Raw genomic sequence first — 17153 nt, forward strand, 5'->3', positions numbered from 1 at the left:
GTCCTCGTTCTGTATCTCTTCTCGCGGCCAAAAAGACGGCGGGGAAGAGGGATGTCAGAGTCTACCTCATGTCGGGGCGAATGTCAAGCCCTCTTTAGGTATACTCCCTTCGCTCCATGGCGCAAATCTATAACGAGGGCGCGGTCGAGTTCCGCCTGCCCGATTCCAATAAGATTTTCTATAACCCTCGCGCTCGGCTCGGACGCGATATAGGCGTTTTGGCGCTCCGCGCAGAAGCCGAACGCAACGGCCGATCGTTAACAGTCTTAGAACTTATGGCGGGGGTCGGGCTGCGCACGCGCCGATACTTGGCAGAGGCTCCAGTCCGCGCGATACTCGCCAACGACGCCAACCCAGATGCGCACAACGTTCTGAAAGAGAGTCTCGAAGGCAACGAGAAGGCCGAACTGACCAACGAACTGGCTCAAAGACTTCTCGCTCGACTCTATCTGGAAGATCGCCGCTTCGATTGGGTCGACTTGGATCCCTTCGGCTCGCCTTCGCCCTTTTTCCCTTGGTGCCTGGGCGCGGCCCGGTGGGACGGTCTGCTCTACGTAACGGCGACCGATGCCCCCGTGCTCTGCGGCGCGCAACGATCCGAAGCCCTAAAAGCCTACGATGCGGTCGCCTACTTGGGCAAGGAGTGCCACGAACTGGCTCTGCGCATTCTAATCGGTTACATTCAGCGGCGCATGATCCAATGGAACATGCACGGCGAGCCCGTGATCTCTTTCTTCGACGGCTATTGCTGGCGGTGCCTGATGCGGGCGCGAAAGGGCGCAAAGGCCTTCAAGCCCGAACTTCTTGGTTTTATCGTTCAGACGCCCGACGGAGAGTACAAGCCAGCCAGGGCCGGGATTCAGCTCGGCCAATCCGAGGGCTATCCTTGGTCGACCGACGTCGTGCGTTGGATCGGTCCGCTTTGGCTCGGACGCCTTCACCGTCAAGAGTTTGTTGCCGATATGTTCAAAGCCGCGCGCGAGCCTTACTTCGCCACCGCGCGAAGACTGTTGGCTCGAATAGGCAAAGAGTTGGACGAGATCCCGATCACCTACGATGTGGCGGCGCTGGCAGACAGAATGGATCGCAGCGTGCCGCCGACGCAACAGATCATCGATTATGTTCGAAACCGAGGCTATCGCGCCTCGAACGTGCATCACAATGGACGCTCTATTCGCACGGAAGCGCCGCTGTCGGCCATCCTTTCCGCCTGGGACGAATGGCACGACGACGGGAAGGGCATAACCCAAACCCCCGACCATGCGTCAATAGGGCTGAGCAAACTTCGGGAGGAAGGTTAATGCGTTCTTTTACTCTATTTGGGTTGAGCGTGCTGACGTTGTCGGTCGCCATAGCCCAACCTTATCGAAACCTGGCCAATCAGCCCTTTGCCACCACCAGCAATGGGCCGCAAAGTCTGATTATCATCGATGTGGGCGCTTCCGGTCGCAGCCAAGAACAGATCGACCGGCTGATTCGACAGAAAGTTCAACGGCTGATCGCCGCACAAATGGCCGCCGCTCGACCGGCCATCCGCGAGATGAAGGCCAAAGGCATTCTGCCTCAAGATTACAAAGTCCCGCTCTTCTTCACGCTCGCGGTCAAACAAGACGGACGACTGATGCTGCCGCGAGGGCGCGATTCATCCCTGGGCAATGGCGCTCTCACATTCAAGTTTTCCGAAGCAATCCCCGAGCAGTTTCCGTCCGATTATCAGACCTTCTTGAACACGCTGACCCAAATTGTGCCCCCAGCGATCGAAGCCTTCTATGGCAAGCCCGCACAAACCAAGCAGATAACGATCGTCAACTTTGACGACCAGATCGGCGATCGAGATGCAGTAGCGGGAGGCATCTACGACGTCTCCAACGACCGCTTCCTCTTTCCGATCTATCGGGCGCCCGAATCGACCGCAGTCAATTTCACGCATCTCGTCGCCCGCGCGTTTCATGGCTCCGTGCCTTTCGAATACGATGCCTGGGAAGAGGGCTTTGCCCGTGCCGTAACGGTCAAAGTTGCGCGTTCGACCCTCAGAAACCTCGCCGGCCTTCAACCCGATTTCGTCGATTTAACCCTTGAAAACACCTACGATGCGCGTCCAAACTACGAGTTGTGGAACCAGCCAAGCCTGGGCGCGCCGACCTTCATTCCGCCTTCGCTCAAACAAGGGCCCATTACGGGGGGCACCACAGGCGGCCTTTGGCTCGTTCGTTACCTCATGGCAGGCTCTGCTTGGCTCAAGGTCTTGACCGAACACCCAGCCTTCTTAAAGGAGTTCAACGCCGAATACTACCGGCAGTACCAGTTCGGCGCAACGCCGACTTTAGGCGGCAACGTCCCCCAATTGATCGGCATCGCCGCCTTCATCGCCAACACGGTCGAAGGGCTGCCCTTTAGCGATTGGTACAAAAAGCAATATATCCTCGACACCAGCGCAACCTATGGCCGAAAACTTCATGCGCAGATTTTCCCTTACGTCAGCCCCGACACCATTCAGCCGGGAGAAGCGCTGGTCTACACGGCTATTCTGACCTACTTCAGAACCTCTGCGCTCTCCAGCGGCATTCCGGACGAGAGCCTGTTGAACGGAACCTGCTTCCCGGTCTATTGGGATTCTAACTACAATCGCCTCACGCTTTCGCCCCAGTATGAGCGAGTCGAGATTCGAGGCGGTACCGGAGCGGTGGTGCCCAGCATCCCCGATATTGGCGGCCAAAGAGTGATGACCGACTTCTCCGTGGGCACAGAGACGATCCGTATCGCACTGCCCGCCACAAAAGTGCAAGGAACAACCTTCCAAAACGACTTCTTCGGAACCGTGTTCGGATTGAACGACGGCTTCGTCCAGATCGCGCTCGAGAACGGCTCGCAAATCGAAACGACCGTCGTCAAAGGCGCTTTTGGAGCAACCATGCCATCGCCCGGAGTGGACAGGGAAGGGCGTGCAACGCTCACCTTTTTAAACGCCAACCGCGAACAGGTCGGAACCTACCGAGTGAATACTGGTATCGGATCGCAGGCCGTAATCGTATCGCTGGAGAACCTTGCGCGGAACTTCCGGCTAATCCTCCCGGCCGGCGTTCACATGATGTCGATGCCGCTTCGCCCTGCAGTGGTAGACATGGCGGCGCTGCTCGGCTTGCCAGCGGCTAAACTGCTTTTGGCCTCTTGGCGGCAGGAACGAGGGGATTACGCGGTCTATCCTGTATCTCCGCCTCCGGCGCCGGGCACCGGATACATCATCCAGACCGATCAAGCGATCGATGTCAATCTCACTGGCTCCGGTCCAAACTTAAGCGAGAACGCCAGCCTGGCGCTCCAAGTCGGATGGAACCTCATCGGCAATCCGTACAATCAGTCGATCAGCCTGACCGATCTGGTCGTTACTTATCGATTAGAACTGCCCGTTGACTGGAACACCGCCGTCAATCAAGAGATTGTGGGAGACGGCGTGTTCGGCTACCTCTTCAATAATACAATCCCTCATGTGCTCAACTACACGCCCGCGGCCATACTCGAGCCAGGTCGAGCCTACTGGATCAGAGTGCTGAAGCCGGAGGGAATCACGTTGACTTTTGCGCCGAACAGGGGCCGAGCGACGGGCCGATCCTACAAGCCGCCCCAATGGCAAATGCCGATCACGGTGCACGGACCGAGCGATACGCGCAGCACAATGACGCTCATTATGGACGCCAACGCCCGCGACAGCCGAGATCGATTCGATAGGGAGATGCCCCCGCCGTTTGGAGGCGGCCTGCGCTGGGTATCGATAGGCGCAAACAACTTAGAACTGATGAACGATGCCCGAAAGAACGCCGCTCGACAAGAGTGGCAATTGCGATTGACGAGTTTCGATCCCAACGCCGAGCATCGCATCAACTGGCCCGCGCCGCCCAATAGAACGCGTCTCTACCTAATCGACGAAGCGACCGGCGCGCGGCACGATATGACGACCATGCGAGAAATCAGAGTAGCGCCCGGCGCATCGCGCGAGTTTAAGGTCGTTGCCGAACCGCTCGTTCGTTCGCCGCTCCGAATCACAACTTTAACTGCCCAGCCTACGCGAGGCGGCAGCGTCAGCGTCAACTTCACCGTTACGGCGGCATCGCGAGTTCAGGCCGAGATCAGAGACTCTCGAGGTCGCACCGTCAAACGGCTTCAAGCCGGACGCTCGGTCGAGGCCGGCGCGCAGTCCTTAGTCTGGAGCGGTCGGGACGACCGAGAGCGGGCGCTCCCGCCAGGAGGCTACTTCGTGCATTTACAAGCGGTGGATTCAGGCGGCGCGGTCGCCCGGGCGGTCGCTCCCGTGGTGGTGTCCCGATGAGGCGAATGACCTTAGGTTTAATCGTTGCGCTTGCCGTTCTTGTCATGGCTGGGTGCGGCGGTGGCGGCGGAGGGGGTAGCGTTACATTGACCGGACGGGTGCTATTAGTCGGCACCGAAACAGCCCCCAATCCAGCGGCAACGGTGCTGTCGGGCGGTTCGCAATCAACCACGAACGTCGGAACCGGAAGTTTCACGCTCCAAGTCTCTGATTCCGCTGTAACACTGACCGTCCGCACAACCGGTTTGCCCGAGTTTCAGTTCACATTGCCGGCCCTAACGCCCGGTCAAACGGTCAGTCTTGGCGACCTCTATGTCGGACCGACCAAAGTGGCCGTCCAAGGACGCACAGTCGATGCCTTAGACCCCGACCTGCCCGTTGCCGAGGCGGTCGTCAAATTGAGAGGACACTCGATTCTCACTGCTTCAACGGGCCAGTTCACTTTGAACGACGTTGCTTACGATGCGGACGGCCTTTCCGAAGTTCCAGGCAGCGCAGAGCGACCGACTGGCACGCCAGCCTACTTGCTCCAACAGTTCTTTCTCGAAACGCCGCCTGTAAACAACGTGATTGTCGTGCCCGACATTGCTTTGGCGCCAGAGACCGGCGGAACGCCGCCCCCGCCGCCCGGCAATGTAACAGGGCGCGTTACGGCTGGCCTTAATAACCCAATCGGAACCAGAATAGACATCTTTCAGCCGCCCGACGCGATCGTTCCAACCCGGTCGCAGTTTGTAACCGCCAATACCGGCGCGTTCGGAATCTGGCTTGCGGGTGGAACCTACCGCATAACGTTCACTCTCAATACCGGCACGGGCACGCTGACGAGCACGATCAACCCAGTTAATGTCGTAAACGCTTCGACAAAGATCGACTTGGGTACTATCGCGTTGAATTGAGGCCAAGCCCAGAAGATACGATCAGCGCAATAGCGACCGGCGCCGGCGCCATCGGCATCGTCCGAGTCAGCGGCCCGTTGGCTCTTCAAATCGCTCGCCAAATCGCGCGCAAAGAACCTAAAGACCGCGCCGCGATCCGCTCCAAGTTCTGGGATAGCCAAAATGTGATCGATTCGGGCATTGTGCTCCCCTTTTTCGCGCCGCACAGTTACACAGGCGAAGATGTGGTCGAGTTTCATTGCCACGGCAGCCCCGCGATCTTGCGCGCCGTGCTTGATCTGACGTTCAAACACGGCGCAAGATTGGCCGAACCCGGCGAGTTCACCCAGCGCGCCTACCTCAACGGCAAGATGAGCCTATCTGAAGCAGAGGCCGTTGCCGACCTCATCCAGGCGCGCACCGATCGCTTTGCAAAGGCCGCCGCACAAAGTCTGGACGGCCAGTTTGGCCGCATAACGCGAGAATTGATCGAAGCGTGCCTTAGCTTGATCGCAATGCTCGAAGCCGAGATCGATTTTTCAGAAGAGTTAGAAATCGATCTGAGCGGTACGATCGAAGATGCGCTCTGCTCCCTCTTGGCCTCGACCGACCGACTGATTGGAGATGCCCATCTGTGCCAACTGATGCGTTCGGGCGCTCGAGTCGCCATTGTCGGACGCCCAAATGTCGGCAAATCGTCGCTTCTCAACCGGCTGGCCGGTTCTGATAGGGCGATCGTAACCGACATACCCGGCACCACCCGAGACACGATAGAAACCGAGATCGATCTAAACGGGGCGCCTGTAACCTTCATCGACACGGCCGGTTACCGTTCAACGAACGATCCGGTCGAAACAATTGGAGTCGAACGCGCCACACGAGCGATCGAGAGCGCCGACCTGGTTCTGCTACTGGCCGACGCATCCGCAGGATGGACCCCTGAGGACCAAGCGATCCCCGCTGACGACGTATTAAAGGTCTTTAACAAAGCCGATCTTGCGCCGCCGCCAGAAGGCGAAATCGGCATCTCCGCCAAGACCGGAGAAGGCCTCGATCGCCTCTTGACGACCATTGCAAACCGCCTTGGCGCGGTCGAACAAGACAATACCCTTCTAGTGCAGGCTCGGCACTTAGAAACCCTCCGGTTGGCAAGGGTCGATCTTTGCGAAGCCGCTGGCGCTTTGCGCGAAAAGGCCCCGCCAGAAGTCGTCGCAATCCCTCTCCGTTCGGCTTGGAACCGGCTGAACAGCATCGTTGACGAATCGCCGGACGACGCCATCGTCGACGCCATCTTTAAGAACTTTTGCATAGGAAAATAGAACCATGAGCGACATACGACCCGTCCAATGGACTGCCGACGGACTGGAGATTATCGATCAAACCCAATTGCCGTTCCGATTCATCGTCGAACGCCACAAAGAAGCCGAAAGCGTGGCCCGAGCGATCAAAGACATGAAGGTCCGCGGCGCTCCGGCGATCGGCATCGCGGCGGCCTATGGCATAGCGCTAGAAGCGCAACAAGGCGCCGATCGACAACAGTTGCTGACTGCCTGCCAAATGATGAGACAAACCCGGCCCACCGCCGTCAACCTCTTTGCCGCCATGGATCGAATCGAACAAGCCGTTAGAGAAGGGAAGGACGTTCTGGCAGAAGCCCATGCGGTCGCCCAAGAAGACCTCGAAGCCGATCTAAGAATGGCCGAATTGGGCGCAGACCTGATACCGCTGAACGCCCGAGCGCTGACTATCTGCAATACAGGCGCCCTGGCAACGGGCGGCTATGGCACCGCCTACGGCATCTTGCGAAAAGCATACGAAACCGGCAAACTTGAAATCGTCTACGCTTGCGAGACGCGCCCGCGCCTTCAAGGCATGAGGCTGACCGCTTGGGAACTGGCTCGCAACGGCATTCCCTTTCGCGTCATCTCGGACGGTATGGCCGGATGGCTCATGTCCAAACGTATGGTCGATTTCGTCATTGCGGGCGCCGATCGGATTGCAGCAAACGGCGACACGGCGAACAAGATCGGGACCTACAGCCTCGCCACCCTGGCCCATGCGCACGGAATTCCGTTCTACATCGCCGCGCCCACGACAACGATCGACTCTTCAACCCCGGACGGCAATTCGATTCCGATTGAGGAACGAAGCTCCACAGAAGTTACGCACATTGACAACGTACAGATAGCGCCGGACGAATGCCCCGTGTGGAACCCGGCCTTCGATGTAACGCCTGCCCGGCTGATCACGGCGATCGTAACCGAGCAGGCCGTATGTCGACCGCCCTATCGGTTTGGCTAAGCCAGCTGCAAGCCGATGCTGAACTCATAGTCGCTGCCGTTCCACACCTTGCGGGCATAGACGACCACAGCCGGCAACCTTCGACCGTTCATTTCAACCTCGCAGGCATTGCCGACGAGCAGTTCAGAGCGAGTGCGCACATTGATTCCATGGCTCGACTCTTCCGTCAGCCAAGCCGGAAGGCTCATGCCCTTAAAATCCAGACGAATCTGAGGCTGTCCGATGCTGGGCAATCGGTGCGCGGCTCGCCGCTCTATCGGATGGGGCAGACAAGACAACTGAACAAGAAACGAGGCTCGGTCGGCTATTCGCGACAACACCTGACCCTGTGCCGCATATCGAAGTCCCGAGTTGTTCCAAATCAGCTCGATCCCGGTGCCCGCAATCGGAGCGCAAGGAACGCCTAGCTCCAAAGGCGCAGCGATCTCAAGACGACGTTCGCTCGTCTCGAGTACGACCGAGTTGAACCGCTTCTCTCCCCAAGCCAGCTCGATCTTTGCGCCCGACAAGGGCAGCGAACTGACCTCTGGCTCTCGGCGAAACAACTGGCGAAAACCCAGTAGTCCAATGCTGAACGCCATCAGCGATAACGCGATGACGGCGAAATAGATATCGTCAAACATGGTAGGCCTCCTTGGCTGAAGCGCGTTTACGGAGAAGCTGCTTTCAACTCTTCGAGCGCTTCTGTCCTCAGCAGCGCGGCGGTTGCCAAGCGCTGCCGATCTTTGGACAGCAAGAAGTGTGCCAGGGCCTCTGAAGATTGTGCCAGGAGATTGGTAGCAAGTTTGATCCGGCCCACCGATTCCTTATGCGAGGCTTCAGGCTTGATGGCCTCAAGCCAAGTCTCAAAGCCCTCCAGTCCAGCCGCAAGCGCGTCCAACTTGGCCTTGGAATCGGCCAGGCTGGGATTCGGCTCGCTTAAGACGCGGCGAATGTCGTTCAATTCGTCGGCCGCGTCCGTTATGTGACCCTGTACAACGACGTAAAACAGCGCGAACTCCAGCTCAGACGGCTGATGAGAGTAGCCTGCATCGACCTTAGAGAAATCCGCCCGCGCGCCATGCGTCAGATAAACTCTCCAACTGACAAGCGCGCTCGCGGCGTCGATGGAAACCGCCTTCTGCGCCCAATGATAAGCGAGATCGTAGTTCGCCTCATGAAGCTCCAAATCACAGAGCGCCAATAGGGGCTCCAATGCTGACGGATTCGCCTCGACTGCCTTCAGCAACCGCTCTCGGGCGCCCGCGCGATCTCCTTCGCTCAAAGAAGTCTCCGCTGCCTTCATAGTGAGTTGCGACGCGCCTGGGAACAGGATCAAGGCCCGCTCCGACTCCCGAACGGCCGCCTCTCGACTGCCGGCAGACTCGTAAGCCTCGATCAGCTTCAATCGAAGACTCAGATCGTACGGTTTCTCGGTTATCGCCGCCCTCAAAGGCTCGATAGCGGCGATTGCGTTTCCGGCTGCCAGAAAATCGAGTCCTTCCTTGGCAGGGTCTCGCTCGATCGGCGAAAAGTTGCTCGGCGGCGGGGCGTCGCCTCCCGTATTGACAGGCTGTCGCGTTACGGCAAAATCCTTAAACGGATCGCCGTTCATCCGCCAGGCCAAGGTTCGGATCGACGACTTTGCGGCGGCAGACGGATCGCTCTGAAGCCCGACCGAAATCGTGCTCATCACCTCGTCCTGCCACACGGGCTCTCGCTTTGTCGGCTGATAGAGCCGGGCCCGCGCAAAAATGGCCTGGCCGGTCTCTGCCCGCTCGCACGTAACGACGACCAGATACTGCGCTGGCCACTGCTTCGCCATCTCCCTCAATAGATCGAGCGACGGCGACCCGGTCGCGCTGGGTTCCAAACGCATGTCCAGCGCTATTCTCTGCGCGGTCGGATGATCCGTAGAATAAGAGACAGGCTCCACCTTGCCCAACTCGCGAAGCTCCGCAGTCATAAAGCCCTGAACCGTAACGTTCGGGTCAAAAGGCTGCTGGTTCTGCCGCTGGACTAAGGGCGCGCGCTCTTGATAAACGAGCACAGTCGGCATCTTGGGCTGACCAAACGCAAAGGCGACGGACAAGAACCCAAGAGCGAGCAGCCTCATTACTCTTCTAATATGCTGAGCGCAATGCGCGAGGTGTCCGCGCCGCGGCGAGCCAAAGCAACGTCGCGGCCCTCTCTGATCTGCGCATCATAGGCAGCGATCGCCGACCGATAATGCTCTCTTGCGCGAGCCCTGTCGCCCAATCGCTGATAGCAAAGCGCGATCTGCTGATGAGTCTCGCCGACGTTCTTAGTAGTCGGCAGCGCCTGTTGATACAGATCGATCGCCTTCCTATAGTCTTGAGCGCGCTGATGGTCTTGCGCAAGCCTGATCAGGGCGTCGGCGCCCTCGGTCGTGCGGGGCGGCGCGTTCGGATCAGGACGCGAAACTCGAATGTCGTAGACGGCCTTGCTGCTCTCTTTCGCACCCACATCCGGCATGATCAGCGATGCGTCGTCCCTCGGCGCAGGCTCAGTGGGAGGAGCGGGCGATGGAGCTGCCGGCTCCGAAGGCCGAGACGAAGGGCCCGACAACGAAAGCCGAGAAGGATCGATCGACATCGGCATTAATCGCTCGTCGCTCGAGGACGAATCGGCAGGAGGAATGGTCGTAGCGCGCACCGTGCCGGTTTCAGGCGGAGTTCGCGTTTCCGGTATCGCCTGTCGACCATCGTCTCGGTGCTCCGTTATCGATGTCGGCATCGCATTGTCGGGCTTTGCAACTGTGGTCGCCGACAGTTTGATCGAGGCGAACCAAATGCCGAATCCCAACACTAAGACCCCGGCCAACGCAGCAAAAGCAATTGGAGCCATCTCTTCCCAAATGCTTCTCTCTCTCGGCATGACCGTCTTGCTAATGTCGCTCGGCTCGCCCGACTTGAGCGCCTCTAACTTGGCCCGATCGGCAACGCTGAAGGGGTTGAGCGCTACAACGCGCTCGAAAGAAGCGATCGCATCCTCTCGGGCGCCGCGCTTCTCATGAATCAGCCCGCGCAACGAATAGGCCGTAGCGTTCTCAGGATCGAGCGCCAACACCCCCTCGATGGCCAACATCGCCTCGGGGTAGCGCTTCTGTTCAAAAAGCTCCAAGGCCTCTTTAACCAGCGCCTCGATTTTTTCTTCGACTTGTGCAAGCGTCATTTTCTGATCTCGATGGACAGGTACGCCGCATTGCAGACAAAACTTCGCTGCTTCTTCGTTGCGGGCTCCGCAAAATGCGCATACCATGTGCCGTTCTCTACCTTCGATTGTACCTCTGCCTCGATTCATAGAAACCCCCGCTCATTTGACGCAGAGCAGGGGGCATCTGGTTTCAGCCTATTCAAATCCTCGTATTTCTACGGGTTGGACATCATCGGCGGAAAAAGCAACCGCCAGAGCGTCTCCAGACCGCGAATCGGCGCCGGTACGCTGGCCGCTGGGATCCGATCCTTCTCGATCTGTTGGGCAATCCCAACCTCTCGCTCGGCATCGCGCGAAAGCTTATCCCGGCGAGCATCATCCTGTCGCAACTCGGCATCGCTCGCATTTGAAGACGCCAAACGCAGTTTGCCCGCTTGCTCCATCACAATCCCCATGCCAAAGTGAAACCATGCCTGACCACGGTGCGAGTTGATCAATTGGGGAATCCGCGTCTGCATCTCTCGAGCGTGCTTATACGCGAGCTCTTTCTGATCCGGATCGTCCGCAGCGATGTCGCGCAACCAGTAGTGAATCGCCATCGCCATCGCAAACAGGTCGCCCAACTGCGCCTGGCCGTGATTGGGCCGTGCTTTAAGAGCAAGGGCAAAGTAAGAACGAGCCGTCTCCGCAAACTGCTCGTCGCCAGGACGAGCGCTCTCGCCAATCGATTCAAAACCTCTCAGTACGAGCGCGTCCACATAAAGCGGATCCAAATCGAGCGTGCGCCAAAACTGTTCGTTCGCTCGGTCGTACTCTCGCATGGAGGCGTGCGCCCACATCAAAAGGAACGCCGTCTCGGCCGAGTTGTCGCTGTCGTTCTGAAGAGCGATCAAGGCGTTTCGAGCCGCCGCATGCTTCCCGTCTCGAATGTCCAGAAACGCTTGCGCCCGCTTAAGGTGATGCGAATCGGCGTTTTTCTGTCGCGCCTTGGCGAATGCCGACGCAGCCTCGTTTGTGCGGTTCTGCATCGCGTGCGCCAGTCCCAGCGCGACAAAGGTGTAGTCGTCCGCAGTGCCGCGATTCTCAGCGTTGGTGGCAATTACAATCGCCTCTCGATACTTGGCTGCCCTTAGATTCGCCTGCAGCCACCGATTGATGTGCCGAACGTTGCGCGGATCGCCGTCCGACAGTTGCGCAAATACATTGGCCGCCTGCTCATAATCTCCACGAACATAAGCCGCGTCTGCTTGCAGCGCCAGCGCCTCGGCGCCGTTGGCCGATGAAGCCATTTTGGTGCGAATCTCCATCGCCCGAACAGCGGCATCGACGCCCATCGCCATCTCCTCGGCAAACTCGCCAACGTTCGCGCGCGCTCGCCGATAGTGGATTCGACTCTTTAGAGCAAAGGCTTCAGAAGATTCGCTCGCCCGCATCGCCAGAGCGTCCGCCGCCGCTAAAGCCTCGCGCAGTTTGCCCTCACGGATGTACGATTGCGCCAACAGCGTCCTAGCCGCGTTCAGCGATTCGTCCGCCTTCAGCGCGATCCGAGCCGACAAAACCGCCCGAGCCGTCTGGCCGTTACGGAAGAACTCGTTCGCTCGGTCCAAATGCGCCTGACCGCCCAGACCAACCTGATTGTCAATGTTCAGGTTCATCGTGTGTCGGGCCTGTTGGCCGTTCTGAAACTTGGCAACGATCACTAAATCGGTCGACCCCTCTTTATCAGCGATCGTGTCCCATTCGAACTCATAGGGAGTGCTCGCGTCGATGCCTCTCACTTCGCCAACAACGCGGAACTCGACGCCGGTGATCAGATCGTCCGTGTCGATCAGCGCCTCCACGTTGACGATTCCAGATATGCTGGCCCCGCTCTTGGCCTCGTTGCCCGATATCTTGATCGTAAACTTGGGCTGGCCAAAAGCCGTAAAACTGCACGCTAATAGGGTTAAGACTATCCAATTGCGCATCTCTACCTTCCTCTGATGGGTCGCCGTCGGCGATGGATTTCATCCATTTCTATAGACAGCGCCGGTTTCCTGCGGTTCTAAGTATGACAGACGAGCAGGAGACAGAGCCGTGTATCGTGAATTATAGGCCGGACAATGAGCGCGATCTGGATTGTCATCGGTAGCCTGGCGGCTTTCGCAGTCGTCTATCGCTTCTACACGGCGTTCCTATCGGCAAAAGTCGCTATGCTGAACGACGAGCGATCAACTCCGGCGCATCGGCTCAAAGACGGCCACGACTACCAGCCGACCAACCGTTGGGTCCTGTTCGGACATCACTTTGCCGCCATCGCTGGCCCGGGCCCCCTCATCGGGCCGGTGCTCGCCGCACAATGGGGCTATCTGCCGGGCCTTATCTGGATCGTCATCGGTTGTTGCTTTGCAGGCGCGGCGCACGACTTCGTCATCTTGTGGGCATCGGTGCGCGAGGACGGCAAGAGCCTCAGCCAAATCGCCCGAAGCGCCATCAGCCCAACCTCTGGGCTGATTAGTTCCATCGCCGTACTCTTCATCATCATCTGCCTCTTGGCCGGCGTCGCCGTTACCGTCGTCAACGCTCTGGCCGAAAGCCCTTGGGGCATGTTCACCATCATGGTCTCGATCCCAGCCGCATTGCTGACCGGTCTCTGGATGTATCGCATACGGCCCGGCAAGGTCGGCGAGGCCTCACTGGTCGGCATGGCGATCCTCTCCTTTGGCGTTATTGCAGGCCACTGGGTGCAAGAATCGGCCCTCGCGCCCTATCTCACCTTTGACAAAGAAACTCTGCGACTGGCATTGCCTGCCTATGCCTTTGTCGCATCGGTATTGCCAGTTTGGGTGCTTATGTGCCCGCGCGACTATCTCAGCTCCTATATGAAAGCCGGCGTCATGATCCTGCTGGGAGCCGGGTTGATCCTGGCCAATCCCACCCTAAAAATGCCCGCCACAACGCCCTTTATGAGCGGAGGAAGCCCCGTCATCGGCGGCTCGGTCTGGCCGTTCGTCTGCATCACCATCATGTGCGGCGCAGTTTCGGGCTTTCATGCGCTCATCGCATCGGGCACAACGCCCAAGATGATCAACAAAGAGAGCGACATACGCATGGTCTCTTCCGGCGCGATGCTCTTAGAAGGCTTTGTCGCCGTAACCGCGCTCTTGGCCGCGGCCTGTCTCGACCCCGGAGACTACTTCGCCATCAACGCCGATCAATCCAAACCAGCCACCCAAGCCGCTTACGTAACAGCCGTGCAAACGATGCAGGAACAGCACGGCTGGGACATCGCCCCAAAGGGCGTCGAGCAGTTGGCGACTGACGTAGGAGAAAAGAGCCTGGTCGGCCGCACGGGAGGCGCCGTAACGCTTGCGGTCGGCATGGCCTCGATCTTCAATAAACTGCCAATCGTAGGCGGCCTCATGTCCTATTGGTACCACTTCGTCATCATGTTCGAAGCGCTCTTTATCCTCACCCTATTAGAAACCGGCACCCGTGTCGCGCGATTCGTCTTTCAAGAGTTCTTGCAACAACTCAAACCCAAGCAAGACGAGGCTCGCGAGGTCAGCTATCGCGGAGTCGTCCTTTTCAGCCTAATCACGACCGGCGCATGGGGTTGGATGCTCTATACCGCCACCATAGACACCATCTGGCGCATGATGGGGATCGCCAATCAACTCTTGGCCGGCATTGCGCTCGCCGTGGGCACGACCTACATCCTCATGCATTCGAGAAAGAAAATCTACGCGCTCGTAACGCTCATCCCGTTCGCTTTTGTTCTCGCGACCATCTTTACTGCCGGCTTCATGCAATCCTCTGATTGGTGGGGCAAAGCCGCTCTGGGAGGCCCAGACGCCTTCAAGTTCCAGCTTCAGTCGGTCTTGACGGTTACTTTGCTGGTATTGACCAGTTTCATCGCCCTAGACGCGGCCAGGCGCTGGTGGCAATTGGCCATGGAGGACAAAACGCCGAGGGAACCGTTGCTAAAAGAGGCTTAACTGCTCCTCTTCTTCGACAGTCGGCTCGGCGACCGGCTCGCTTCTCAATTCGATCACCTTGTGCCGGGCCGCCAGCAGATCGCCCATCAACGCTCCATAGCCTTGCTCATACGCCGCGCCCCCCTGTCTCAGCACATAGGCAGGGTGGAACGTCGCTGTAATCGCCCGAGCGTACTGAGATGTGAACCACTCGCCGCGCTCGGCAGTAATCCGAAACCCCTTATGAATAAGCGCATTCGCCGACGGCGCCCCCAAACAAACGATCACCAGCGGAGAAATCGCCCGTAATTGACGACCCAACCAATCCGAACAAGCCTCGATCTCGTCCGGCGCCGGAGCCCGATTGCGCAATCGACCGCCCTCCGTCAGCGTAGGCCGACACTTGACGATATTACAGATGTAAACGTGCTTGCGCGTCATGCCCGCCTGCTTCAACGCCTGATCTAACAATTGTCCCGCCCGACCGACAAACGGCCTTCCGGTCGCATCTTCCGTCTCGCCCGGCCCCTCGCCGACCAATACCAGCGGCGCGGACGGGTTGCCTTCGCCAAACACCACGTTTGTGCGACCGGCGGCAAGTCCGCAACGTTGGCAGCCTAGCGATTCAACTCGCAACAATTCCAAGTCAGAGGACATTCGGCAAAGCCTCGATCAACTTGTCATAGGTGTCTTCCAACGATTCCGGCAGGACCCTTGTCTGTCCAACAACCGACATAAAGTTAGTATCCCCGGCCCATCGAGGCACAATGTGCATGTGAACATGTCCCACGATGCCCGCCCCGGCAGATCGCCCAATGTTCGCGCCCAAATTAAAGCCCTGCGGACGATAGACCGCCTGCAGAGCTCGACAGCAAGCGTCCGTCGCCTCGATCATCTCCAGTTTCTCCTCAGAGGTCATCTCATTCAGCTCTCCCAGGTGTCTAAACGGCGCGACCATCAGATGACCCGAAACATAGGGGAAGAGATTCAGAATCACGAAACAGGTCTCAAAGCGATGCAGGATCAGATTCTCGCGATCGCGCTTCTCGCTTGGCTTGTCGCAAAAAATGCAGCCTTCCGCAACATCCGCGTTCTGAATATATTGAAGGCGCCACGGCGCCCAAAGACGCTCGCTCATAGCCACCATCATACCAAATCTTAAGCCTGGTATACTCCAGTTCGGTCAGTGCCAACATGGATGTGCTTCGAATTGCTCCCGCCAAAGCGATCAGAGGACGCTGGTTGCCGCCGGGCGACAAGTCGATCTCTCACCGCGCTATGATCTTTGGAGCGCTGGCTCAAGGCCAAACCGAAATTCAGAAGTTTCTCGAATCGGACGATTGCCTGCGCACCGCCAAGATATGCGCGCAGCTCGGCGCAAACGTGATCCGCCTGGCCAAAGGCCACTGGTTAATAGAGGGCGCCAACGGCTTCAAAGAACCGAACGATGTGCTCGACTGCGGGAATAGCGGCTCGTCCGCCCGAATGTTAGCAGGCCCGATCGCCGCAAGCGGAGCCTACGCCGTCCTGACCGGAGACGATTCCCTGCGCCGACGCCCCATGCGAAGAATCGCCGACCCCTTGAGAGCAATGGGCGCGAAAATCGAGGGCAGGGAAGAAGGCTCGAAAATGCCGCTGACCATCCTGGGAGGCAATCTGAAGGGGATAAAGTGGAAACTGCCCATCGCCAGCGCCCAGGTCAAAACGACGATCCTCCTGGCCGGGCTCCAAGCGGATGGACGCACCGAAGTCCTCGAACCCTACCCCAGCAGAGACCACACCGAGCGTATGCTCGATGCGTTCGGCGCCGACTTAAGCATCGCCGAAAACGGAGCGCTCACCGTCGAAGGCGGCCAGACTCTCCACGCTTGCGACGTGCGAGTTCCCGGCGACATCTCGTCGGCAGCCTTCCTCATCGTCGCCGCGCTCCTCCTGCCAGACTCCGAACTGCTCATCCGCGACCTCGGCCTAAACGCTACCCGAGCAGGCCTGCTCGAAGTCTTGACAAACTCCGGGGCTGTCTTCCAGTTTGACCGAATCGATGAAACCGCCGGCGAACCGATCGGAGCGCTCCGAATACGAAGCCAACCGCTCAGACCGATAACCGTCATGCCGGACATCGTGCCCAGACTGGTGGACGAAGTCCCAATCCTCGCGGTAGCAGCCACTCAAGCGCACGGCATATCGCGCTTCAATGGTCTCTCAGAACTCCGCACCAAAGAATCCGACCGGCTTCATGCGATCTCGACCCAACTTCGACGCATGGGCGCCCAAATCGAAGCCGACCAAGACGGTCTGACGATAGAAGGGCCCGTACAACTGAAAAGCGCCGAAGTCGAGAGCTTCGGCGACCACCGCATCGCCATGTCGCTCGCTATAGCAGGCTTGCTGGCGCGCAAAGGCGAAACCATTATCAACGGCGCCGAATGCATCGCGACCAGTTTCCCCAACTTTGCCCGAACGCTCGCGCGATTGGCCGTCGAATGACCAGGCGAAATTGACAGGTTCTTTTGAACCCATCCCTCAATCGACTAAAAT

13 protein-coding genes are annotated in these 17153 nt (G+C 58.5%); 7 read left to right on the top strand and 6 right to left on the bottom strand.

Annotation, left to right across the window (positions count from 1 at the left end):
• The first annotated feature begins 116 nt into the window (after window positions 1-116).
• From HUU60_01970 to mtnA, 5 genes are read left to right on the top strand one after another with little or no spacing between them, the layout of a single operon-like run.
• Entirely contained in the window at window positions 117-1301 is a 1185-nt protein-coding gene (locus tag HUU60_01970; protein NUL81473.1) for a hypothetical protein, read from the top strand.
• Complete coding sequence (locus HUU60_01975; GenBank protein ID NUL81474.1) at window positions 1301-4324, top strand: hypothetical protein; 3024 nt, start codon at window positions 1301-1303, stop codon at window positions 4322-4324. Before HUU60_01970 ends, HUU60_01975 begins: the two co-directional genes overlap by 1 nt.
• A gap of 5 nt (window positions 4325-4329) precedes the next feature.
• Window positions 4330-5223 (top strand): hypothetical protein, encoded by an 894-nt coding sequence (locus HUU60_01980; protein ID NUL81475.1) that lies wholly within the window; start codon window positions 4330-4332, stop codon window positions 5221-5223.
• A complete protein-coding gene (mnmE, locus tag HUU60_01985; GenBank protein ID NUL81476.1) occupies window positions 5220-6521 on the top strand; it encodes a tRNA uridine-5-carboxymethylaminomethyl(34) synthesis GTPase MnmE in 1302 nt (433 codons plus the stop codon). Before HUU60_01980 ends, mnmE begins: the two co-directional genes overlap by 4 nt.
• 4 nt (window positions 6522-6525) lie before the next feature.
• A complete protein-coding gene (mtnA, locus tag HUU60_01990; GenBank protein ID NUL81477.1) occupies window positions 6526-7503 on the top strand; it encodes an S-methyl-5-thioribose-1-phosphate isomerase in 978 nt (325 codons plus the stop codon).
• Here mtnA and HUU60_01995 read toward each other — a convergent pair.
• The 4 genes from HUU60_01995 to HUU60_02010 all read right to left on the bottom strand — a co-directional run bounded on the left by HUU60_01995 (window position 7500) and on the right by HUU60_02010 (window position 12626).
• Window positions 7500-8126: a hypothetical protein gene (locus tag HUU60_01995; GenBank protein NUL81478.1), complete on the bottom strand. Its 627-nt coding sequence runs from the start codon at window positions 8124-8126 to the stop codon at window positions 7500-7502. The two genes, mtnA and HUU60_01995, sit on opposite strands and share 4 nt — an antisense overlap.
• A gap of 26 nt (window positions 8127-8152) precedes the next feature.
• The gene (locus tag HUU60_02000) at window positions 8153-9598 is read right to left on the bottom strand and encodes a hypothetical protein (protein ID NUL81479.1); all 1446 of its coding nucleotides are present in this window, start codon (window positions 9596-9598) and stop codon (window positions 8153-8155) included.
• Window positions 9598-10677, bottom strand: a complete 1080-nt coding sequence (locus HUU60_02005) for a tetratricopeptide repeat protein (GenBank protein NUL81480.1) — start codon at window positions 10675-10677, stop codon at window positions 9598-9600. The genes HUU60_02000 and HUU60_02005 overlap by 1 nt, the downstream gene beginning before the upstream one ends.
• A gap of 197 nt (window positions 10678-10874) precedes the next feature.
• On the bottom strand, window positions 10875-12626 hold the full coding sequence (locus HUU60_02010; GenBank protein ID NUL81481.1) for a tetratricopeptide repeat protein: 1752 nt from the start codon (window positions 12624-12626) through the stop codon (window positions 10875-10877).
• 135 nt (window positions 12627-12761) lie between these two features.
• Here HUU60_02010 and HUU60_02015 point away from each other — a divergent pair, with 135 nt between their 5' ends.
• The gene (locus tag HUU60_02015; GenBank protein NUL81482.1) at window positions 12762-14636 is read left to right on the top strand and encodes a carbon starvation protein A; all 1875 of its coding nucleotides are present in this window, start codon (window positions 12762-12764) and stop codon (window positions 14634-14636) included.
• Here HUU60_02015 and HUU60_02020 read toward each other — a convergent pair.
• A complete protein-coding gene (locus HUU60_02020) occupies window positions 14622-15260 on the bottom strand; it encodes a uracil-DNA glycosylase (GenBank protein NUL81483.1) in 639 nt (212 codons plus the stop codon). The genes HUU60_02015 and HUU60_02020 overlap by 15 nt on opposite strands.
• Before the next feature lies 1 nt (window position 15261).
• Entirely contained in the window at window positions 15262-15753 is a 492-nt protein-coding gene (locus tag HUU60_02025) for an HIT domain-containing protein (GenBank protein ID NUL81484.1), read from the bottom strand.
• 56 nt (window positions 15754-15809) lie between these two features.
• Between HUU60_02025 and aroA the strand changes: the two genes are divergently transcribed.
• The gene (gene aroA, locus HUU60_02030; GenBank protein ID NUL81485.1) at window positions 15810-17102 is read left to right on the top strand and encodes a 3-phosphoshikimate 1-carboxyvinyltransferase; all 1293 of its coding nucleotides are present in this window, start codon (window positions 15810-15812) and stop codon (window positions 17100-17102) included.
• The last annotated feature ends 51 nt before the right edge of the window (window positions 17103-17153 follow it).

The organism is Armatimonadota bacterium, assembly GCA_013359125.1.
Classification (GTDB): Bacteria; Armatimonadota; Fimbriimonadia; order Fimbriimonadales; family GBS-DC; genus JABWCR01.